This window comes from Rhodoferax sp. GW821-FHT07G04, from assembly GCF_059418585.1.
The window spans coordinates 276,393-296,292 of record NZ_JBWKQD010000006.1 but is presented as its reverse complement, the minus strand read 5'-3'; the positions used below and the strand labels follow the sequence as shown (position 1 = coordinate 296,292).

At 62.9% G+C, this 19,900-nt stretch carries 20 protein-coding genes; 9 read left to right on the top strand and 11 right to left on the bottom strand.

Annotated features, from left to right (window positions below):
* Nucleotides 1-6 precede the first annotated feature (6 nt).
* The 3 genes from fahA to AC07OO_RS24175 all read left to right on the top strand — a co-directional run bounded on the left by fahA (nucleotide 7) and on the right by AC07OO_RS24175 (nucleotide 2,498).
* Nucleotides 7-1,326, top strand: a complete 1,320-nt coding sequence (gene fahA, locus AC07OO_RS24185) for a fumarylacetoacetase (RefSeq protein ID WP_495084720.1) — start codon at nucleotides 7-9, stop codon at nucleotides 1,324-1,326.
* Between the two features lie 17 nt (nucleotides 1,327-1,343).
* Nucleotides 1,344-1,994 (top strand): maleylacetoacetate isomerase, encoded by a 651-nt coding sequence (gene maiA, locus AC07OO_RS24180; RefSeq protein ID WP_495084719.1) that lies wholly within the window; start codon nucleotides 1,344-1,346, stop codon nucleotides 1,992-1,994.
* Nucleotides 1,995-2,078: 84 nt separating this feature from the next.
* Complete coding sequence (locus AC07OO_RS24175; RefSeq protein ID WP_495084718.1) at nucleotides 2,079-2,498, top strand: DUF1801 domain-containing protein; 420 nt, start codon at nucleotides 2,079-2,081, stop codon at nucleotides 2,496-2,498.
* Between the two features lie 53 nt (nucleotides 2,499-2,551).
* Here the strand turns inward: AC07OO_RS24175 and AC07OO_RS24170 are convergent, their stop codons facing one another.
* The 4 genes from AC07OO_RS24170 to AC07OO_RS24155 form a co-directional block, all read right to left on the bottom strand.
* Nucleotides 2,552-3,094, bottom strand: a complete 543-nt coding sequence (locus AC07OO_RS24170) for a class IV adenylate cyclase (protein WP_495084717.1) — start codon at nucleotides 3,092-3,094, stop codon at nucleotides 2,552-2,554.
* Nucleotides 3,095-3,098: 4 nt separating this feature from the next.
* Nucleotides 3,099-3,728, bottom strand: a complete 630-nt coding sequence (locus AC07OO_RS24165; protein ID WP_495084716.1) for an ABC transporter ATP-binding protein — start codon at nucleotides 3,726-3,728, stop codon at nucleotides 3,099-3,101.
* Between the two features lie 17 nt (nucleotides 3,729-3,745).
* The gene (locus tag AC07OO_RS24160; protein ID WP_495084715.1) at nucleotides 3,746-4,510 is read right to left on the bottom strand and encodes a ProQ/FINO family protein; all 765 of its coding nucleotides are present in this window, start codon (nucleotides 4,508-4,510) and stop codon (nucleotides 3,746-3,748) included.
* 64 nt (nucleotides 4,511-4,574) lie between these two features.
* A complete protein-coding gene (locus tag AC07OO_RS24155; RefSeq protein WP_495084714.1) occupies nucleotides 4,575-5,819 on the bottom strand; it encodes an MFS transporter in 1,245 nt (414 codons plus the stop codon).
* A gap of 98 nt (nucleotides 5,820-5,917) precedes the next feature.
* Here AC07OO_RS24155 and AC07OO_RS24150 point away from each other — a divergent pair, with 98 nt between their 5' ends.
* Entirely contained in the window at nucleotides 5,918-6,748 is an 831-nt protein-coding gene (locus AC07OO_RS24150; RefSeq protein WP_495084713.1) for an AraC family transcriptional regulator, read from the top strand.
* A gap of 201 nt (nucleotides 6,749-6,949) precedes the next feature.
* Nucleotides 6,950-7,810, top strand: coding sequence for a 4,5-DOPA-extradiol-dioxygenase (gene ygiD, locus AC07OO_RS24145; protein WP_495084712.1), 861 nt, complete (start codon nucleotides 6,950-6,952; stop codon nucleotides 7,808-7,810).
* A 30-nt stretch (nucleotides 7,811-7,840) separates the two neighbouring features.
* Here ygiD and clpB read toward each other — a convergent pair whose 3' ends face one another.
* Nucleotides 7,841-10,441: an ATP-dependent chaperone ClpB gene (clpB, locus tag AC07OO_RS24140; protein ID WP_495084711.1), complete on the bottom strand. Its 2,601-nt coding sequence runs from the start codon at nucleotides 10,439-10,441 to the stop codon at nucleotides 7,841-7,843.
* Nucleotides 10,442-10,530: 89 nt separating this feature from the next.
* Here clpB and AC07OO_RS24135 point away from each other — a divergent pair, with 89 nt between their 5' ends.
* Nucleotides 10,531-11,133, top strand: coding sequence for a hypothetical protein (locus AC07OO_RS24135; protein ID WP_495084710.1), 603 nt, complete (start codon nucleotides 10,531-10,533; stop codon nucleotides 11,131-11,133).
* Nucleotides 11,134-11,152: 19 nt separating this feature from the next.
* On the opposite strand, the gene AC07OO_RS24130 is transcribed toward AC07OO_RS24135, so the two are convergent.
* Nucleotides 11,153-12,427, bottom strand: a complete 1,275-nt coding sequence (locus AC07OO_RS24130) for an OmpA family protein (RefSeq protein ID WP_495084709.1) — start codon at nucleotides 12,425-12,427, stop codon at nucleotides 11,153-11,155.
* Nucleotides 12,428-12,498: 71 nt separating this feature from the next.
* Nucleotides 12,499-12,999: a molybdenum cofactor biosynthesis protein MoaE gene (locus AC07OO_RS24125; RefSeq protein WP_495084708.1), complete on the bottom strand. Its 501-nt coding sequence runs from the start codon at nucleotides 12,997-12,999 to the stop codon at nucleotides 12,499-12,501.
* A gap of 93 nt (nucleotides 13,000-13,092) precedes the next feature.
* Here AC07OO_RS24125 and AC07OO_RS24120 point away from each other — a divergent pair, with 93 nt between their 5' ends.
* From AC07OO_RS24120 to AC07OO_RS24110, 3 genes are all read left to right on the top strand, one after another.
* Nucleotides 13,093-13,326, top strand: coding sequence for a hypothetical protein (locus AC07OO_RS24120; RefSeq protein WP_495084707.1), 234 nt, complete (start codon nucleotides 13,093-13,095; stop codon nucleotides 13,324-13,326).
* Between the two features lie 295 nt (nucleotides 13,327-13,621).
* Complete coding sequence (gene dapA / locus AC07OO_RS24115; protein WP_495084706.1) at nucleotides 13,622-14,497, top strand: 4-hydroxy-tetrahydrodipicolinate synthase; 876 nt, start codon at nucleotides 13,622-13,624, stop codon at nucleotides 14,495-14,497.
* Nucleotides 14,498-14,604: 107 nt separating this feature from the next.
* Entirely contained in the window at nucleotides 14,605-15,465 is an 861-nt protein-coding gene (locus AC07OO_RS24110; RefSeq protein ID WP_495084705.1) for a hypothetical protein, read from the top strand.
* Nucleotides 15,466-15,472: 7 nt separating this feature from the next.
* Here AC07OO_RS24110 and moaD read toward each other — a convergent pair whose 3' ends face one another.
* From moaD to AC07OO_RS24090, 4 genes are all read right to left on the bottom strand, one after another.
* Nucleotides 15,473-15,724, bottom strand: a complete 252-nt coding sequence (gene moaD / locus AC07OO_RS24105) for a molybdopterin converting factor subunit 1 (protein WP_495084704.1) — start codon at nucleotides 15,722-15,724, stop codon at nucleotides 15,473-15,475.
* The gene (locus AC07OO_RS24100; protein ID WP_495084703.1) at nucleotides 15,721-16,977 is read right to left on the bottom strand and encodes a molybdopterin molybdotransferase MoeA; all 1,257 of its coding nucleotides are present in this window, start codon (nucleotides 16,975-16,977) and stop codon (nucleotides 15,721-15,723) included. Before AC07OO_RS24100 ends, moaD begins: the two co-directional genes overlap by 4 nt.
* A gap of 77 nt (nucleotides 16,978-17,054) precedes the next feature.
* Nucleotides 17,055-18,572, bottom strand: coding sequence for a threonine synthase (gene thrC, locus AC07OO_RS24095; RefSeq protein ID WP_495084702.1), 1,518 nt, complete (start codon nucleotides 18,570-18,572; stop codon nucleotides 17,055-17,057).
* Complete coding sequence (locus AC07OO_RS24090) at nucleotides 18,572-19,894, bottom strand: homoserine dehydrogenase (protein WP_495084701.1); 1,323 nt, start codon at nucleotides 19,892-19,894, stop codon at nucleotides 18,572-18,574. Before AC07OO_RS24090 ends, thrC begins: the two co-directional genes overlap by 1 nt.
* Between the last annotated feature and the right edge of the window lie 6 nt (nucleotides 19,895-19,900).

Genomic DNA, 19,900 nt, shown 5'->3' with positions numbered 1-19,900 from the left:
GCGACGATGTCCATCAACGAGACCCATGACCCCGAGCTGCGCAGCTGGGTCACTTCTGCCAACGCCAGTGGCACCGACTTCCCCATCCAGAACCTGCCGTTTGGCGTGTTCCGCCGCTACGGCAGCGCCGAGGCTTTCCGCGTCGGCGTGGCTATTGGCGATCAGATACTGGACCTGACCGCCGCGCAAGCCAAGAGCGTGTTCACCGGCGACGCCGACCTGGCCGCCCAGGCCTGCTGTGCAGCCACGCTGAACGCCTATATGGCCATGGGCTCGCCAGCCTGGTCCGCCCTGCGCCTGGCCCTGTCGCGCGCACTGCGCGAGGGCTATGCCCTGCAATCCGCACTGAGCACCTGCCTGGTCGACCAGGCCGATGCCGAATTCGCCGTGCCCGCGCAGATCGGCGACTACACCGACTTCTACACCTCGGTCCACCACGCCACCAACATCGGCAAGCTGCTGCGGCCGGACAACCCGCTGCTGCCCAACTACAAGTGGATTCCGATTGGCTACCACGGCCGGTCTTCATCGATTGGCATCTCGGGCCAAGAGTTGCGCCGCCCCGTCAGCCAAGTCATGCGCCCCGGCGCGACCGAGCCCGTGCTGGCAGCCAGCGCCCGCATGGACTACGAGTTGGAGATGGGCATCTTCATCGGCCCCGGCAACGCGCTGGGTGAGCCCGTCACCATGCAGCAGGCCGAGCAGCATGTGTTTGGCCTGTGCCTGTTCAACGACTGGTCGGCCCGCGATGTGCAGGGTTGGGAATACCAGCCGCTGGGCCCCTTCCTGGCCAAGAACTTTGCCAGCACCGTGTCGCCATGGATCGTGACCATGGAAGCGCTGGCGCCCTACCGCCAGGCCTGGACCCGTGCCGACGGCGACCCGCAGCCCCTGCCCTACCTGGACTCGCCCGAGTTGCGCGAACAAGGTGCCGTTGGCATTGAACTGGAGGTCTTCATCCAGACCGCCGCCATGCGCGAAAAAGGCGTGACAGAACACCGCCTGTCGCACAGCAACTTCCGCGATGCGTATTGGTCCGTATCGCAAATGGTGGCCCACCACACGGTCAATGGCTGCAACCTGCAACCCGGTGACCTGCTGGGCAGTGGCACGCAATCCGGCCCCACGCTGGAAGAGGCTGGCTCGATGATGGAGCTGTCCAAGGGCGGCAAAGAAGCGATCACGCTGCCCAATGGCGAGAAGCGCACCTTCCTGGAAGACGGTGACACCATCATCTTCCGCGGCGCCTGCCAGGCGGCTGGCGCGGCGCGCATCGGCTTTGGTGAGGTGCGCGGCACCTTGTTGCCCGCCCGTTCGCTGGCTTGATGGTGGAGGCGAAGCCCATGCTCCAGCTCTACAGTTACTTCCGCAGTTCGGCCTCGTACCGGGTGCGCATTGCGCTCAACCTCAAAGGTCTGCCCTACGACTATGTGCCGGTCCACCTGCTCAAAGACGGTGGCCACCAGCACAGCAGCGACTACCAACGCGTCAACCCCGCCGAACTGGTGCCCACGCTGGTAGACGACGGCCAAGCCATAGGCCAGTCGCTGGCCATCATGGAATACCTGGACGAAACCCGCCCCGATCTGCCTGCCCTGCTGCCACGCGACCCACTGGGCCGCGCCCGCGTGCGCGGGTTGGCCCAATCCATTGCCTGCGAGATCCACCCGCTGAACAATCTGCGGGTGTTGCAATACCTGGAGCAGGATCTGAAGCTGGACGAGGCCACCAAGGCCACGTGGTACCGGCACTGGATCACCGTGGGCTTTACCGCCGTCGAGGCCATGCTGGCCAGCAACCCACGCACCGGCACTTTCTGCCACGGCGACACCCCCGGCATGGCCGACTGCTGCCTGATCCCGCAGATCGCCAATTCCCGGCGCTTTGAGACCCCGCTGGAGGCCTTTCCCACTATTCGCAGGATTGAGCAGGCCTGCTTGGCGCTCGACGCCTTTGCCAAGGCCGCGCCGCAAGTGCAGCCGGATGCGGTCTAGCCACTAGCAGCGCTGAACGGCGCGATTGGGGTTTTGCGTAAACTGGAGTGACAAGCCATTCCCATTTCCAGGGGGACGCCAAACATGAAGACCTCAGACGCCAGCCACAACCAATCCGCATCAGAACTGATCACCGAAAAGATCGCCAGCCTGGGCGGTTGGCGCGGCGCCACACTGGCCCGCATGCGCTCGCTCATCCAGGAGGAAGAGCCTAGCGTCGTCGAAGCCTGGAAGTGGATGGGCACGCCGGTGTGGGAGCACAACGGCATCATTTGTACTGGTGAATCCTACAAAGACAAGATCAAGCTGACCTTCATCAAGGGTGCTTCGCTGAAGGACCCTAAGAAGCTCTTCAACTCCAGCCTGGATGGCAACGCGCGCCGTGCGCTGGACATCTTTGAGGGGGATGAGGTGGACGCGACAGCCTTCAAGGCGCTGATCCGCGAAGCCATCGCGCTCAACGGCGCAGGCAAGGCCAAACCGGCCAAGAAAGCGAAAACCTGAGCATTTACTATCAATACGATAGCGCATGATTCAATGTTTACGAGGGCTATCGGCTAGTTTGACGTAAGACCATCCGGCGCGAGCGCGCCGCGGGCCAGCAAATCAACATAGGCGCAGTCCACGAGCTGCGACCTCTCCACACCCAGGCGTGCCATGACGGCGTGGGCTTCTTGCTCTCCACCGTCGATCGACTCCGCGTCTGCCAACACAACCTCCAATTCCAGGAAGTTACCCAATCCTTCAACCCTGTCCAGATGGATGCGTGTTCTTCCCACCGTGAACAAGCTGCGATGCTTCTTGACGCGCCCCGTTTGCCCATAGGACAGAGACAGCGTTTCGCGCAGCGCGTCTGGCGTGTTGGTAGGTGCCGTCGTATAGAAGCTTTCCTTGGGGCCAGCGGCGTTGGCGCGTTGGTAGAAGATGAGGACGCCGGTGCCGTCTGCAAAGGCGCGCAGCTTCAGCCGGCCAGTGGCGCACGTAAAGAACGTGTCGTCTTGCTGTATCTCGACAGGACCGCCATCGCTGATGGCAGCCGCTTTGACCTTGAGGTCTTCGAGGCTGTCGACGCGGGCTTTGATTTCGATGTTGCGTGGCATGGGATCAGTCGCCCAGAAGCACCGTCGCCGCCAACGCCGCCCCACGCGGCGCCACATAGTCTGCCACCACCCAGGCACGGCTGGTGTGGGTGGCTGCCTCCTGCAGCAACTCCAATATCAGCCCAATCGATGCTCTGTCCAAAGCGGCAAAAGGCTCGTCCATCAGCGTGACCGCCGCCCCGCTGGCAAAGGCCGCGGCCAGGAAGACCTTGCGTTTGCTGCCCGTGGACAGCATGTACAGCGACTTGGGTAAATGGGGCGTCAGGTCAAGGCCGTCGATCAGCGCAACCAGCAGCTCTTCGTCAAAGGCCGGGTACTGGCTGCGCACCCCGTCCCAATAGGCTTGCGGACTCAGTGCATCGAATGCCTGCGTGCGCGGGTCTACCCAGAACACCTGGCTGCGGTAGGCCTGGGCCTGGCGATCCGCGAGCATGCAACCATTGATTTCCAGGCTGCCAGTCTTGGCCGCGAGTTCACCCGCCAGCAGGCGCAGCAGAGTGGTCTTGCCGGTGCTTTCGTCGCCGCCCACCCAGCTCACGCCGGGCGGCAAATCGAGCGAAAAATCCTCAAACAGCGCGGCCTGCTTGTCATACCCAAAGCCCAGGCCCTGGGCCCGCAACACGGGCTGCGCCATAGTGCCAGCCCCTGTGCTTAAGCGCCGGTAACCGTTGCGCGCGCCAGCATGCGGCTGACCGTGCGCGGGTCCAGCCCATACATATCGGCGAACACCGATACCGATTTGCCACTGGCCTTAAAGGCCTGCAACAAGGCTTCGGTCTTGGCAGAGCGGGCCTCGGCCTCGGCCATGGCTTCGTCCAACACGGCGTTGGCGGCTTCGTCTCGGCTACGCACCAGTTCGCCGTACGCCAGGGGTGTCAAGCCAGAGGCTTCCCAGGCGGTCACGATGCGCTGGACGAGCTTGGGGCGCAAATCTTCCTTGCTACGTGTCTGGCGGCGGCGGAACACCTCCAGCAGCGCGTGGTGCACATGCTCGGGCGCCATGGCCTCTACCGTCTCACCCTTCAAATCGTGGCGGGCCGCACCCGAGGCCACCGCTGTCAGGTAGCGGGTGGAGCGGGTGTGCAGCGACAGCGCGGCCTTCAAGCCGTCGCGCTCAAATGTATCGGGGTGAGCGTCCAGCAGGTCCTGGAAGATGCCGCGCTTGAGCGGCAAAAACTCGGCGCCAAAAAGCTTGGGGTACAGGGCCGCCATTTTTTCCAGCACGGGAAACACGTCGGATTTGGGCGTGCCGGGTTTGTTGGATTTGCCGGTCTTGGGCGCGCCTTTTGGTGCTTTGGGTGCTTTGGGGGTTTGGGCCGCAGCCGCTGTGGCATCAGCAGCTGTCTGATCGACCGCAGGAAGCGCTTCTTCAGGCGCGGCTTCTACTGCGGACGGAGATGGCAAGGAGTCTGTCATGGAGGGAACAATTCACAAAAGGCTGCAGAAAAGCCCTCCATCATGCCAGCATTGCGGCGTGGGCTCAGGTTTTCACTGTCCGCAACCCAACACCCAGGGCTGCTCCCACGCTCAGAAGCAGAACCAGTGCGGCCCCCAGCAGGGTTGCGCCATACCAGCCGCGGTCCATGAAAATGCCAAAAACGATGGGGGAAATGGCAAAACCGGTGTCCAAGCCCGAGTAAACCAGGCCATATACCCGGCCGGTAGCGCCCTTGGGCGTGGCCTTTTTGATCATCATGTCGCGCGACGGGCCGCCAATGCCGATGGCAAAACCGGTGATCGCCAGCACCACCATGGTGGTCGTGCCGCCCAGCCAACCCGTGCCACACAGGGCCAGCAACACCGCGCCGGCGGCCATGGCCAGCGCCACGACGCGGTCGCTATTGGCGGCGCGAGCCGCCACAAAACCGCCTACGAACATGCCCACTGCGCCGCTGAGCATGTAGGCCGTCAGCGTGTAGGTGGCGGCCTCAAAGCTGATGCCGTGCATGGCCTTGAGGATGGAGACTGAAAAGCTCTGCACCACGGCCAACGTCATCGTGGAGAGCAAAAAGAAGCCAAAGCACCACCAGACCACGGGCAGCTTCATGAAAGCCAAGTCATGCTCGGCATGGCCCTTGGCCGCCGCTTGGGGATCACGCGGGGCCACCTGGGTGCTGAGCTTGTCGCGTTGCAACACCAGCAAAGCCAGCACAGCCACGTACATCAGCGCCGCAGCCACATAGGCATTGCGCCAGCCGATGGTGGCGCCAAAGCCGGCAAAGAACACCGGCGCCACGGCCCAGCCCAGGTTACCGGTCAGCCCATGGGCGCTGAAGGCATAACCCAGGCGCGGGGCCGATACCCGTTGGTTGAGGATGGTGAAATCCACCGGGTGGAAGGTGGCGTTGCCCAGGCCCGCCAGCGCGGCCACCAGCATCAACCCCGAATAGCCGGTGACCATGGAGGCGGCCATACAAGCCGCGATGAAGATGCCCATGGCCGCAAACATCAGTGGCCGCGCGCCCAGTCGGTCCACCACAAAGCCCGAGCAGGCCTGCCCCACGCCCGAGACCACGAAGAAGGTGGTCATCAGCAGGCCCAACTCGGAGTAGCTCAGGCCAAACTCCTTCATGAACACCGGGAACATCAGCGGCAGCAGCAGGTGGCCGAAGTGCGAGCTGGCGTGCGCCAAGCCAACTAGGCCGATGATGGCGGCGTCCTGCTGCATGGGCACGGCCGGCGGCTGGGCTGCCGCCGTGGGGAAAGTGGTCGTCGTGGAGTGCATGCCGAAATGGTAGGACGCCAAGCCGCATGCGGGAATACGACAATAGGACAATAATCGTCGAAATCCCGCCAAACACCATTCCCACGTTCAGCCGCGCCATGCCCACCCCCAAGACCCGCCCCACGCTTACGCCGGTCGGCATCGACAACTCCCCCAACCGGGCGCCCTCGCCCCAGCGCCCGGTGCGCAGCCGTGCGCGTGCTCTGGCCATGGACGCCCACATCGCCCCACACCACCACGCGTGGTCCCAGTTCACCTACTGCGCCAGCGGGTTGATGCAGGTCACCGTGACGCAAGGCGGCCTGCCAACCACCTACATCGTGCCGCCCACGCGGGCCGTGTGGATTCCGCCCCGGGTGGAGCACCATGTGATCGTGTTGGAGGCAGCCGAGTTGCGGACCGTGGACCTGGATCCGTCCGTTACACCGCAGGGCTGGGACGCATGCCGCGTGCTGATGGTGAGCAAGCTGCTGCGGGAACTGGTGCACGCGCTGGAAGACTCGGTGCCCGGCAAGCGCGACGACGCCATCATGGCGCTGGCGGTGGACGAAATGGCGCAGGCCACCACCCAGGCGCTGGGCGTGCCCATGCCCCACCCCGAGCATGGCGACAAGCGCCTGCGCGCGCTGTGCGAGGCCGTGCTGCGCGACCCGGCGCACAAGTCGCAATTGAGCGAATGGGTGGCCCATGTGGGCGCCAGCGAGCGCACCGTGGCTCGCCTGTTCCGCGAAGAGCTGGGCACCAGCTACCAGCAGTGGCGCCTGCAGGCCGTGCTGGCCAAGGCCCTGCCCCAGTTGGCGCGCGGCCTGCCGATCTCGCAGGTGGCGGCGGCCAGCGGCTATGCCAGCGACAGCGCCTTCAGCGCCATGTTCAAGCAGGCCATGGGGCAGGCGCCGAGCCACTTCCAAAACAGAACACTATCAAAATAGTAGCGATATGTGTATATTTTACGAGGGCTAGCGGCCAATTATTCATATACGATGCTGGCGATGCGGCACCTAGCCGGAACTAAAACCCAGGCGCTGTCTCCATTGCAAGTCCCTCTTTTTTTCCCCAGCCTGAACGACCGCATGCAACGCAGACACTTTGGCGCCGCGCTGGCGGCGCTTGCCAACCTACCCGGAGTTTCCATGACACCACTCGCCGAGGCGGCCAACACCCCCTTGCTACAGGCGCTCAAACCTTCGCCCCGCATGCCCACGCTGTTTGTCGGCCACGGCAGCCCCATGAACGCGATCGAAGACAACGCCTGGCGCCGCAGTTGGCAGAGCGTGGGGGCAGACCTGCTGGCCCGCGAGGCCAAGCCCCAGCTGATCCTGTGCATCTCGGCCCACTGGCTGACACGCGGCGGCTGGCAGATCACCGGCATGGCCAGACCGAAGACCATCCACGACTTTGGCGGCTTTCCGCAGGCCCTGTTTGACCAGCAATATCCTGCCCCTGGGGCACCCGCCGTGGCCCATAGCATGGCCGCCGAACTGCGCTCGCCCACCAATGGCCGGGCGCTGGGCGTGGACACCGAGGTCTGGGGCCTGGACCATGGCACCTGGTCCATCCTGAAGCCCATGTTCCCCAAGGCCGACATTCCCGTGTTGCAGTTGAGCATGGACTACAGCCGCCCCCCGGCGGAACACTATGCACTGGGCCAGCAATTGCATGCCCTGCGTGAGCGCGGCGTGCTGATCGTAGGCAGCGGCAACATCGTGCACAACCTGCGCGCCATGCGGCCCAGCGCGGGGCCGAACGAGACCTATGACTGGGCTGGCGAATTCGACACCCTGGTCCACGAGCAGATCAAGACCGGCCACCTGGACACGCTGCAAAACTTCCAGGCCCTGGGCGCCATCGCCCAGCAGGCCCACCCCAGCTACGAGCACTACCTGCCGCTGCTCTACGCGGCCGGCGCGGCCCGCAGCACCGACATGCCGCGCTTCTTCAACCAGGGTTACCAGGGCGCGGCGATCTCGATGCAGTCCATCGTCTGGGGCTGAACCGGCGGTTCAACCTAAGGCTAAGCAGCCTTAGGCGAAGCTGAACTGCCCAGGTGCCTGTATCGCGTCAACACCCACATGAATGGTGTCCTTGGGCGCGAACTTGCCTTCCAAGAGCAGCTTGGACAGCGGGTTCTCGATGCGCTGCTGAATCGCACGCTTCAGCGGCCGCGCGCCAAACACCGGGTCGAAGCCCACCTTGGCCAGTTCGGCCACGGCGTTGTCGGACACATTCAGCGTCAGGTCCATCTTGGCTAGGCGCGCAATCAGCACCTGCAGCTGGATCTTGGCAATGCCGGCAATGTGCGCGGCATCCAGGCCATGGAAGACCACGGTCTCATCGATGCGGTTCAGAAACTCGGGGCGGAAGTGGTTCTTCAGCTCGCCGGTCACCGCGTCCTTGATGTCGTCGTTGTCCTGGCCCACCATGCTCTGGATCAGGTGGCTGCCGATGTTGCTGGTCATCACGATGATGGTGTTCTTGAAGTCCACGGTGCGGCCCTGGCCATCGGTCAGGCGACCATCGTCCAGCACCTGCAGCAGCACGTTGAACACATCGGGGTGAGCCTTTTCGATCTCGTCCAGCAGCAGCACGGCATAGGGCTTACGGCGCACGGCTTCGGTCAGATAGCCGCCCTCCTCGTAGCCCACATAGCCAGGGGGCGCTCCGATCAGGCGGGCCACAGAATGCTTCTCCATGAACTCGCTCATGTCGACGCGAATCAGATGCTCTTCCGAATCGAACATGAAGCCGGCCAGCGCCTTGCACAGCTCGGTCTTGCCCACGCCGGTAGGGCCTAGGAACAGGAAGGAACCCGTGGGGCGGTTCGGGTCGGAGAGGCCGGAGCGTGAGCGGCGGATGGCATTGGCCACCGCGGCAATCGCTTCGTCCTGGCCCACCACACGCTCGTGCAACTTGGTTTCCATTTGCAACAGCTTGTCGCGCTCGCCCTGCAGCATCTTGGCCACCGGAATGCCCGTGGCGCGGCTCACCACCTCGGCAATCTCGTCCGAACCGACCATGGTGCGCAGCAGTTGCGCGCGGCCGCCGTCCTTGGCATTCTTGGCCTTGCCGGCCTCCTGGGCCTGGGCGTCCTTGAGGCGCTTCTCCAGCTCGGGCAGTTTGCCGTATTGCAGTTCACCGGCCTTGTTGAAGTCGCCCTTGTCGGTCAGCTCCTTGATCTGCTGGCGGACTTTTTCCACTTCCTGCATGATGGTCTTGGAACCCTGGGCCTGGGCCTTTTCGCTTTTCCACAACTCGTCCAGGTCTGCTATCTCTTTTTGCAGCGCGGTGATCTCTTCGTTGATCAGCTCCAGGCGTTTTTGCGAGGCTTCGTCCTTCTCGCGCTTCACGGCTTCGCGCTCGATCTGCAGCTGGATCAGGCGGCGGTCTTTCTTGTCCATGACTTCGGGCTTGGAGTCCAGCTCGATCTTGATCTTGCTGGCGGCTTCGTCGATCAGGTCAATGGCCTTGTCGGGCAAAAAGCGGTCAGTGATGTAGCGATGGCTCAACTCAGCCGCCGCCACGATGGCCGGGTCGGTGATCTGCACGCCGTGGTGCACTTCATAGCGCTCCTTGAGGCCGCGCAGAATGGCGATAGTGGCTTCCACCGTAGGTTCACCCACCAGAATCTTCTGGAAACGGCGCTCCAGCGCGGCGTCTTTCTCGATGTATTTGCGGTATTCGTCCAGCGTGGTGGCGCCCACGCAGTGCAGTTCGCCACGGGCCAGCGCGGGCTTGAGCATGTTGCCAGCGTCCATGGCGCCTTCGGCCTTGCCGGCACCTACCATGGTGTGCAGCTCATCAATGAACACAATGGTCTGGCCTTCGTCCTTGGCAAGGTCCTTCAGCACATTCTTCAGGCGCTCTTCAAACTCGCCACGGAACTTGGCGCCGGCCAAGAGCGCGGCCATGTCCAGGCTCAGCACGCGTTTGCCCTTCAGCGACTCGGGCACTTCGCCCGCGACGATGCGCTGGGCCAGGCCTTCCACAATCGCGGTCTTGCCGACGCCGGGTTCACCGATCAGCACGGGGTTGTTCTTCGTGCGGCGTTGCAGCACCTGGATGGCGCGGCGGATTTCGTCATCGCGGCCGATGACCGGGTCCAACTTACCCAGGCGGGCGCGCTCGGTCAGGTCAATGCAGTATTTTTTGAGGGATTCACGCTGCTCTTCGGCATCAGCGTTGTCCACGCTCTGGCCGCCGCGCACGGTGTCGATGGCGCTCTCCAGACTCTTGCGGGTCATGCCGCTGGCTCGGGCGATGTTGCCGATCTCGGCCTTGCTGTCCGATAGTGCCAGCAGGAACATGTCGTTGGAGACAAACTGGTCCTTGCGTTTGATGGATTCCTTTTCAGCCGCTTGCAACAGAGTGCCCATGTCGCGGTCCACCGTCACCTGCTCTTGCCCCTGCACCTGGGGCTGCTTTTTCATGTAGGTCTCGGCTGCGGTCAGCAGTTGGGGCACGTTGACGCCGGCACGTTGCAGCAGAGGTTTGGGGCCGTCATCTTGGCGCAGCATGGCCACCAGCAGGTGGGCGGGCGTGATGTAGGCGTGGTCGTTGGACAGCGCCAAAGTTTGCGCTTCGCCCAAGGCTTCCTGGAATTTGGTTGTCAGTTTGTCCATTCGCATAGTAAAAATCTCCGGTTGACAGTGACCTTGGGCTTTTCATGCGTATTTCAAGTGCAGCGGCCCAGGCGCGACTTGACTAAAATCAAACTATGGACATCCGCCAGATTTCGATCCGCTACCGCCAGGACCACGATCGCATTCTGGTGGACATCAATACCGGTGCCGGTGCGGAAGTGCAAGTGTGGTTGACCCGGCGTATGAGCTTGCGCCTGTGGCCCCTGCTGAACCGCGTGGTCGTAGACCATTTTGCAATTCCCTCCGATGCCAAGACCGACGGTTTTGTGAACCTGGCGGCCATGGACAACTGCACCAAGACCCTGCTGGCCGACTTCAAGCGCGAAGAGGCCATGCAAAAGGCCGATTTCAACACCCCTTACCAGACCGGCGCAACCCTGCACCCCTTGGGCCACAACCCGCTGGTGGTGACCGAGGTCAATTTGACACCATTTGGCAACGGCCAGTTGCAGCTCAATTTCAACGAAAAGCTGGAAGACCCGCCCACCACCCGCGGTTTTCAGATGGATCTGTCCACCGAGCTGGTGTTTGCCGTCATCAAGCTGCTGGGCAACGCGCTGCAACAGTCCGATTGGCAGGTCGGCCCCGGCGTGCCACCGCCGCCCGTGGTGGTCGAAGAGCCTTCGGAAGAGATAGACCTGTACCCGGACGCGACACGGCCTACCTACCTGAATTGAGCCCGGACGGCTCTGCGCACTAGCGCGCCTGGCACCCCGTCTTCACCAACTCCACGCGGCGATTGCGCGCCCGCCCCTCGGCCGTACCGTTGTCGGCCACCGGCTGGGTCTTGCCATAGCCGTTGGAGGTCAAGCGCTTGGTGTCTATACCGTGCTGGGTCAGCCAGGTCTTGACGCTGGCTGCGCGGGCGGTAGACAAGGTTTGGTTGTAGGTATCCGTGCCTACGTTGTCGGTATGGCCCTGCACCTCCGCGGCCAGGTTGGCGCGGCCTTTCAGCAAGGCGGCGGCCTTGTTCAGCACGGGCTCAGACTCTGGCTTCAGCGTGGATTGGTTGAAGTCAAAGAACACGCCATAGAGCGGCAAGCGGCAGTCCTTGTCCAGCTTGGCGCCCCAGTCTTCGCCACCGATATCGGCCACGCTGTAGCTCAGGTTGGCGCCGTATTCGTACTCCAGCTTGACCCAGATATCGCGCCCGTTTTGTGTGTAGTGGGCGGCCAGGCTGCCATAGTCGTTGACCGCCTTTTCGTCGGCAGGATAGACCACCTTCCACCCCGCCTTGACCAAGGCTTCTCGGTAGTCGCTTACAAACTGCAGTTTGGACAGCGTGCCAGGTCCTTGGTAGCTGCGGTAGGCCACACCCGAGCCGACCAGCATGGGTTCGCTGTCGGACTTGCCGGGCAGCGACACATCCAGCGGGCCATTGCCTCGGCCCCCGTCTTTGCGGGTGGAGCCGGGGTATGGCGGGAGGTAGGGGAAATCGTCCTTGTCGCCCACTTTCTCGGGCTGGGCCGCAGGTGGGGTCAGCACCAGCTTGTTGGCCGCAGCGCCCACTTCTACGATTTCCAGATTGACCTGAGCTTGCGGCGCGTCCATTTTCACGGTAGCCCAGATGTCCTTGCCCGGCTTGGCCAGGCGCATGGAGAAGCCTGCCTTGTTGTCGGCCACAAGCACCATCTGCCAACCCTCTTTGGCAAAGACGGCGCTCATGGCCTTGAAGATGCGCTCTTCGGTGCCGTTGTAGTAACCAGGGGCTGGCTCGCCGCTGGCCGGTCGGTACAGCAGCCAGCGGGCGTAGTGCGCTCCGCGCTTGTTGGCCATGGTGGCGCCTGTCTTGTCGGTCGCAAAATCCGCTTCGCCTAACTCTTCCTTGATCAGCGGCTGGTCTGGGTTGAGCTGGATTTGCGGCGGGAACTTGACATAGTCTGGAAAGCCCAGTTCCGCATGCGCTGCCAAGGAAAACCCCAAGGACGCCGCAAGGGCCAGGGCAGGAACAGCTGACTTGCTAACCACCATCTCGATCGACTCCCTACATACATTGGACAAGAAGAAGATACTTTGCGACGAAACGCCCGCACGCCTGCAGCTCACGCGTTTTTAACCTGAATCCCCCACCGGGCTAAAGCCTCGTCATCACTGACCCGGGCGTCCACCCACTGGGCACCCGCCGTGGTCTGCTCCTTTTTCCAGAATGGGGCCTGGGTCTTGAGGTAATCCATCAAAAACTCACAGGCCTTGAAGCTTTCGCCCCGGTGGGCGGACGTGACGGCCACCAACACGATCTGGTCCTCGGGCTGTAGCACACCGATGCGGTGTATGACGCGCGCCGCGAAGATGTCGAAGCGCCGATGCGCCTCGTCGATCATGTCCTCGATCGCCTTCTCCGTCATGCCGGGGTAATGCTCCAGCTCCATTGTCTGCACGTGGCCCGCCGGCTCTCCACCGGCCACATTGCGGTCGCGCACCGTGCCCACGAAGCTGCACACCGCGCCAACCCGGGGCTCCCCGGCCCTGAGCGCGGCCACTTCTTTGCTCAAGTCAAAATCTTCGGTTTGGATGGTGACGCGCTTGGCGCTGGACGGGATCATGGCTGCATTGTGGCATCTATCATTGGGCGCTTACGGGCAGGCTCCCTCAGGGAGCGCCCCGCTCTCTATCATCGTGTCGAAAGGTGCTTGGAAGTGTCAGGATACAAGCTGGGTCTTCTCTTGATTTTTGGCGCGCCCGCCTTGTTCTTCGGGCTCAAGTACACCTTGCTGGGCGCCTATCGGGGGCTTATCAAGCGCAGCGTTCCGATGGGTGAGGAAGAATCGGCCACCGGATGGACCGCTGTGGCCATCGGCGTTTACTCGCTGTGCATGGCCTGTGCTCTGCTCGGCACCATCGGGTATGTCGTGCTCTGGCAGTTCAGATAGCCTCACCTGACATAGCCGCCTGCGCACTGCTACACTCCAGCGATGCCCGCAATCTTGTTCCACACACCCGTCATGGCCGCAACCGGTCGTGCTGTTGTGTTGCGCAACCCAGGCTGCGCCAGCAAAGCGAAAAAACCCAAGCTCATCTGACCGGAGCTTTGTGGTTCCGTTCTCAGATGAGCGACGGAACCACCAGATCAGACACCTTCTCCCACTTTCTTTTGGTTTACGCGCGCATCCGATGATGAGGACGGTTTTCACCCATCGGTCGTTTTTTTGAAAAAAGGAACCATGCATGCCTAGCTCTCGTCCCGACTTTTCTGGCCTCTGGATCGCGTTGATCACGCCATTCCAGGGCGACGCGGTCGACCACCCCGCCCTGGCGCGCCTCGTGCAGCGCTACGCCGCAGCAGGCGTCAGCGGATTTGTGGCCTGCGGCTCCACCGGCGAAGCGGCCGCGCTGGACAAAACCGAACAACTGGCCGTGCTGGACACCGTGCTAGAAGCCGCCGGCACGGTGCCTGTGGTCATGGGCCTGTCGGGCTACCACATGGGCCAGACCCTGGCGCGGTACAAGGAACTGGCCCAGCGCCCCGTCGCGGGCTTGCTGGTATCGGCACCCCACTACATCCGCCCCGCGCAAGCCGGCTTGGTGCAATGGTTTACCGCGCTGGCAGACGCCTCCGACAAGCCACTGCTCATCTACGATATTCCCTACCGCACCGGTGTCAGCATGACACTGGAAACGCTGCTGACCTTGGCCGCGCACCCCAAGATCCAGGGTATCAAGGACTGTGGCGGCGATGCCGGCAAGACGCAAGCTTTGGTTGCCGATGGACGCCTGCAAATGCTGACCGGTGAAGATGGGCAGATTTTCAACATGCTGGCAATCGGTGGCGCCGGTGCTATCTCGGCCTGCGCCCACCTGTGCACGGCACAGTTCGTTCAAGTGATACGTTACCTGCAGAGCGGTGACCTGCAGACTGCCCGCACGCTGTGGCAGCCCCTGGTGCCTGTGGTGAATGCGGCGTTTGCCGAGCCCAACCCGGCGGTGATCAAAGCCGTGCTGGCGCAGCAAGGTTTGATTCAGGACGGGCTGCGGCTGCCGATGACGGCAGCCAGCGCGGGCGCAACCGAGCGCCTGCTAGCCGCTATGACCCAACTCACCTGAGCACCTTCCAGCCTGCCATTCCAATTTACTGGGTGGCATGGTTAAATGGCCGCGCTGAGCGATGCGGTTCGTCCCGAAAAAAGCAGCCAGCAGGGAGGTATCAGGCCATGAAGCGATTTGCACGCACGTTGTTGTTCGCCCTTGCACCCCTATTGCTGTTGCTGACCGGTTGCGCTGCCGGCATCACCGGTGTGGAGCTGGACCAGACCTCCACTACTTTGCGAGCCAAAACCGTTTGCGATCCAACCGGCGCTGTATGCGGTGTTTCTGATGCTGACCTCGTCCCGTTTCGGGTACTTGGACAAGGCGCTTGCGGGCAGATTGGAGTCGATTTTGGCGACGGCATCCAACTGAGCCACCAGGGGAATTTCACGGCAGGCACCCTGTCACCGGGTGTCTTCCTGGAAACACACCAATACGGGCCAGCTGGCACTGGCGGTCCTTTGGCCTGGCCAGGCCCAAAAACAGTACGCGCCTTCAGTGTCAGCAGCTGTGTGGGTGAGGCCAGATTGCGCGTGAATATTCTTCACAAAACACAGGACCTGGCGGGCAACACGTTCTTTTCACCCACCTTGTCCGTCGGCATTGCCCCAACCACGTCGGCCTGCAATGCGATTCCTGGATTTCGAAATGTTCGCAAAGGATCCACCGTTACCGTGTCAGAGGTTCCTGGCGGCCCCAAGATGAGCTTTGGCTGTGGTGGCGACCCGATTTGCCAGGACAACAACACATCAGGAAACAGCGGCCCTACCCATGCCGGGTTCCCATTTGCTGACATGCGCCGGCACTCGCTGGTTCTGCGCATCTTGTCTGCCACCGGTGAGCAACATGTGCAGGGCGGCCCGCGCACGCACTTTGTCGCCACGGAAACCGGCCCTCTGGAGTTTTGTGTGAATGACACCATCAGCACCGACAACACGGGCGCATGGGGCGTCACGGTCACCGTGGACGAAACCACGGTTCCTTAATGACGATCTACCCGCCAGTAACAGGCGGAAAGAATGCCACTTCAGCGCCTTCGACCAGGGGCGCGGTTTCAACCGCCAGCGTCTGATTGAGCGCCACACGCACGGCCTTGCCGCGGGCCAGCGATTCGGCATAGACGCCACCGCGGGCGATCAACTCGTCGCGCAAGCCGGCAACGGTGGGCGCGGCTGTCTCTACCGTCTCTGCACCGCTACCCAAAGCCTCGCGGATCGAGGCAAAGTATTTGACCTGCACCTTCATGCCAGCAACTCCGCAAAGGACACAAACTGGACGGTGTCGCCCGGTGTGATGGTCTTGCCGGGCGGGTTGTCTACGAGTCCGTCGCCCCACACAGCCGAGGTCAGCACACCCGAGCCCTGGTTGGTGAACAGATCCAACCCACCCTGCGCGTTACGCCGCACGCGCAGGAACTCTCGGCGTTTATCGGCCCTAGCCCACGTGAAATCAGCACGGGAAGCTACGGTTTTCATAGCAACGTTCCGCAGGCCCTGCAACTGCAGCAGGAAGGGACGCACCAGCACCAGGAAGGTCACGTAGCTGGATACCGGGTTGCCCGGCAGGCCCAGGAAGTGGGCATCCCCCACGCGGCCATGGGCAAAGGGCTTGCCGGGCTTGATGGCGATCTGCCACAGGTCCAGCGTGCCCAGGCGTTGTACGGCGGGCTTGATGTGGTCTTCTTCGCCCACCGAGACGCCGCCGCTGGTCAGGATGACATCGTGCGACTGGGCTGCGTCGCGCAGGGCCTGCACGGTAGCATCCAGCTGGTCCGGCACGATGCCCAGGTCGGTGACGATACAACCCATGCGGCGCAGCAGCGCAGCCAGGAAATAGCGGTTGGAGTTGTAGATGGCGCCGGGCGGCATGTCCTGAGGCGCCACGGTGCCGGGCATGACCAGTTCGTCACCCGTGGAGAAAAGCGCCACCCGCGGACGGCGGGCAACCGACAACGCGGCCATGCCAATGCTGGCGGCCATACCCAACTCGGCTGGCCCCAACCGCTGGCCATGGGGCAGCACCAAGGCACCCCGCGCTACGTCTTCACCGGCGCGGCGGATGTTTTGACCGAGTGTTGGCTGGGTGATGATCTGGATGGATGGCGTGTCGGGCGCTGCGCCATCGGCCACTGGCAAGGCCGTGCAGTCCTCCTGCATGACCACGGCATCCGCGCCGGGTGGCACAGGCGCACCGGTGAAGATGCGCGCTACCGTGCCAGCCTGCAGAGGCTGGCCCACCGTACCTGCGGCAATGCGTTGCGACACGGGCAAAGCTGTGCCCACCTGCACCACGTCACCACAACGCAATGCGTAGCCATCCATGGCGCTGTTGTCCTGTGGCGGCACATGCAAGGCCGACACCACGTCCTGCGCCAGCACGCGGCCGTCGGCATCGCCGATGGTGACCTGCTCCGCACCCAGCTGCAGGCTGGCGCTGGCCAGCAGCCGTTGCAATGCGTCGTCCAGCGACAACAGGGGCGCGCGTACTGCAGTGTTCATTCTCGCCTCTCCATACGACCGCTACTCAATTGATAGCTTCTCAGGCATATCCGACGAGGGCTAGCGGCCCAATCGGCTTAAGCTGCCTGGCATTCCTTGGCAATCAGCGCCTGGATGGCGGCCACATCGGCATCCATGACCAGCACACGCTTGGGCAGGTTTTCGATGCCTTCAAACTTGGCCGGCCGCTCGGGTTCGCGGCCCAGGGCTTCGACGATGGTCTCGGCAAACTTGATCGGCAAGGCGGTCTCCAGTACCACCATCGGCACACCCGCCGTGCGGTATTCATGCGCCACCTTCAAGCCATCGGCCGTGTGGGTGTCGATGACCAGCGCATGCTGGTTCCAGGTCGCGCGGATGGTGTCCAGGCGGTTGGCGTGGGTGCTCTTACCGCTGACAAAGCCGTAGCGGCTGGCAGCCTCTGCAAACACCGGGTCGGCGCTCAGGTCGAACTGGCCAGTCTTGGACAGGCCTTCGCCAAACAACGCCTTCACACGCGCGCCGTCGCGGCCCAGCAGGTCGAACACAAAACGTTCGAAGTTGGAGGCCTTGGAAATATCCATCGACGGGCTGGAAGTTTCGTGCGTGTCTGCACTGCCCCGCACGCGGTAGACGCCGGTGCGGAAGAACTCGTCCAGCACGTCGTTTTCATTGGTGGCCACCACCAGGGTGTGGATCGGCAGTCCCATCATGCGGGCCACATGGCCGGCGCAGACGTTGCCGAAGTTGCCCGATGGCACGGTGAAGCTGACCTGCACCGGACCATCATGCCGCGGCGCCAGCGAATCGCGTGGGCCCAAGGGCTTGGGAACCAGCGGCTCGCTAGCCTGCAAGTAGCCGGCAAAGTAGTACACCACCTGGGCCAGCAGACGCGCCCAGTTGATGGAGTTGACTGTGCCGATGCGGTATTTGCGTTTGAACTCCAGATCGTTGGACACGGCCTTAACCATGTCCTGGCAGTCGTCAAACACGCCCTTGACGGCGATGTTGTAGATGTTGGCGTCCATCAGGCTGAACATCTGCGCCTGTTGGAAAGCACTCATGCGGCCGTGCGGGCTGGTCATGAAGACGCGCACACCCTTCTTGCCGCACATTGCGTATTCGGCCGCGCTGCCGGTGTCGCCGCTGGTGGCGCCCAGGATGTTGAGTTCTTCGCCGCGGCGGCCCAGTTCGTACTCGAACAGGTTGCCGAGCAGTTGCATGGCCATGTCCTTGAAGGCCAGCGTGGGGCCGTTGGACAAGGCTTCCAGGTACAGACCGGGTTCGCTGAATTTGGCATTGGGCGCTTCCAGCGTTTTCAGCGGCACGATCTCCGACGTGCCAAACACGTCTTCGGTATAGGTCTTGTGGCAGATGGCCTTCAGGTCGTCGGCCGGAATGTCGTCGATGAACAGCGACAAAATTTCAAACGCCAGATCGGCATAACCACCGGGCGCGCCCTGGCGGTAGGTGCGGCGCAGGCGCTGCAGCGCCGTGGCATTGATCTGCGGATAGGACTCCGGCAGATACAGGCCGCCATCGGGCGCCAGGCCTTCGAGCAGGATCTCGCAGAAGCGCTTGCGATCGGGGTGGCCGCGGGTGGAGATGTACTGCATCAGGCGAGTTCCTCCTTGCGGATGCGCACGATGGGGGCCAGCACAGTGGGCAGGGCCTGCATTTGGGCAATGGCGGCGTTCATGTTGGCTTCCACGCAATCGTGGGTCAGGATGATCAGGTCGGTCTGCGTGCTGCCCTCACCGCCCACTTCATCCGCTTCGCGCTGCAGCATGGCGTCGATGCTGATATCGGCTTCGGCCAGGATGCCGGTCACCTTGGCCAGCACGCCGGCCTGGTCGGCCACGCGCAGGCGCAGGTAGTAGCTGGTCACCACGTCACCCATGGGCAGCACCGGGGTGTCGCTCATGCTGTGCGGCTGGAAGGCCAGGTGGGGCACGCGCTGTGCCGCATCGGCGGTATGCAGCCGGGTGATGTCCACCAGATCGGCGATCACCGCGCTGGCCGTGGGCTCGGAGCCGGCGCCCTTGCCGTAATACAGTGTGTTGCCTACCGCGTCACCGTTGACGACCACGGCATTCATCGCGCCTTCCACATTGGCGATCAGGCGCTTGCTGGGGATCAGGCTGGGGTGCACGCGCAGTTCCACACCCTTGGCCGTGCGCTTGGTGATGCCCAGGAGCTTGATGCGGTAGCCCAGTTGCTCGGCGTACTTGATGTCGGCCGCACCCAGCTTGGTGATGCCTTCCACGTATGCCTTGTCAAACTGCACCGGGATGCCAAAGGCAATCGCCGACATCAGCGTGACCTTGTGCGCGGCGTCCACGCCTTCGATGTCAAAAGTAGGGTCAGCCTCGGCATAACCCAGGCGTTGTGCTTCCTTCAGCACCACGGAGAAATCCAGGCCCTTGTCGCGCATTTCGGACAAGATGAAATTGGTCGTGCCGTTGATGATGCCGGCAATCCACTGGATGCGGTTGGCGGTCAGGCCTTCGCGCAGCGCCTTGATGATGGGAATGCCACCGGCCACGGCCGCTTCAAACGCCACCATGACACCCTTGGCGGATGCCGCGGCAAAGATCTCGGTGCCGTGCACAGCCAGCAGGGCCTTGTTGGCGGTGACCACGTGTTTGCCGGCAGCAATGGCCTCCAGCACCAGTTGTTTGGCGATGCCATAGCCGCCAATCAGCTCGATGACGATGTCGATGTCGGGGTTGGCGATGACGGCACGTGCGTCGCTCACGACTTTCACTTCTGGGCCAACTACGGACTGGGCACGTGCCACATCCAGATCGGCCACCATGGTGATTGCAATGCCACGGCCGGCGCGGCGCTGGATTTCTTCCTGGTTGCGCTTGAGCACATTGAAGGTGCCCGCGCCGACGACGCCAATGCCCAGCAGGCCCACTTGAATCGGTTTCATAAACTC

Coding starts and splice junctions, on each gene's coding strand:
- AC07OO_RS24155 (WP_495084714.1), bottom strand. CDS start 5,819: ATGCACTCCACGACGACCACTTTCCCCACGGCGGCAGCCCAGCCGCCG.
- fahA (WP_495084720.1), top strand. CDS start 7: ATGTCCATCAACGAGACCCATGACCCCGAGCTGCGCAGCTGGGTCACT.
- thrC (WP_495084702.1), bottom strand. CDS start 18,572: ATGCAGTACATCTCCACCCGCGGCCACCCCGATCGCAAGCGCTTCTGC.
- clpB (WP_495084711.1), bottom strand. CDS start 10,441: ATGCGAATGGACAAACTGACAACCAAATTCCAGGAAGCCTTGGGCGAA.
- AC07OO_RS24110 (WP_495084705.1), top strand. CDS start 14,605: ATGAAGCGATTTGCACGCACGTTGTTGTTCGCCCTTGCACCCCTATTG.
- AC07OO_RS24125 (WP_495084708.1), bottom strand. CDS start 12,999: ATGATCCCGTCCAGCGCCAAGCGCGTCACCATCCAAACCGAAGATTTT.
- AC07OO_RS24165 (WP_495084716.1), bottom strand. CDS start 3,728: ATGGCGCAGCCCGTGTTGCGGGCCCAGGGCCTGGGCTTTGGGTATGAC.
- AC07OO_RS24150 (WP_495084713.1), top strand. CDS start 5,918: ATGCCCACCCCCAAGACCCGCCCCACGCTTACGCCGGTCGGCATCGAC.
- moaD (WP_495084704.1), bottom strand. CDS start 15,724: ATGAAGGTGCAGGTCAAATACTTTGCCTCGATCCGCGAGGCTTTGGGT.
- maiA (WP_495084719.1), top strand. CDS start 1,344: ATGCTCCAGCTCTACAGTTACTTCCGCAGTTCGGCCTCGTACCGGGTG.
- AC07OO_RS24130 (WP_495084709.1), bottom strand. CDS start 12,427: ATGGTGGTTAGCAAGTCAGCTGTTCCTGCCCTGGCCCTTGCGGCGTCC.
- AC07OO_RS24090 (WP_495084701.1), bottom strand. CDS start 19,894: ATGAAACCGATTCAAGTGGGCCTGCTGGGCATTGGCGTCGTCGGCGCG.
- dapA (WP_495084706.1), top strand. CDS start 13,622: ATGCCTAGCTCTCGTCCCGACTTTTCTGGCCTCTGGATCGCGTTGATC.
- AC07OO_RS24100 (WP_495084703.1), bottom strand. CDS start 16,977: ATGAACACTGCAGTACGCGCGCCCCTGTTGTCGCTGGACGACGCATTG.
- AC07OO_RS24170 (WP_495084717.1), bottom strand. CDS start 3,094: ATGCCACGCAACATCGAAATCAAAGCCCGCGTCGACAGCCTCGAAGAC.
- ygiD (WP_495084712.1), top strand. CDS start 6,950: ATGACACCACTCGCCGAGGCGGCCAACACCCCCTTGCTACAGGCGCTC.
- AC07OO_RS24175 (WP_495084718.1), top strand. CDS start 2,079: ATGAAGACCTCAGACGCCAGCCACAACCAATCCGCATCAGAACTGATC.
- AC07OO_RS24160 (WP_495084715.1), bottom strand. CDS start 4,510: ATGACAGACTCCTTGCCATCTCCGTCCGCAGTAGAAGCCGCGCCTGAA.
- AC07OO_RS24135 (WP_495084710.1), top strand. CDS start 10,531: ATGGACATCCGCCAGATTTCGATCCGCTACCGCCAGGACCACGATCGC.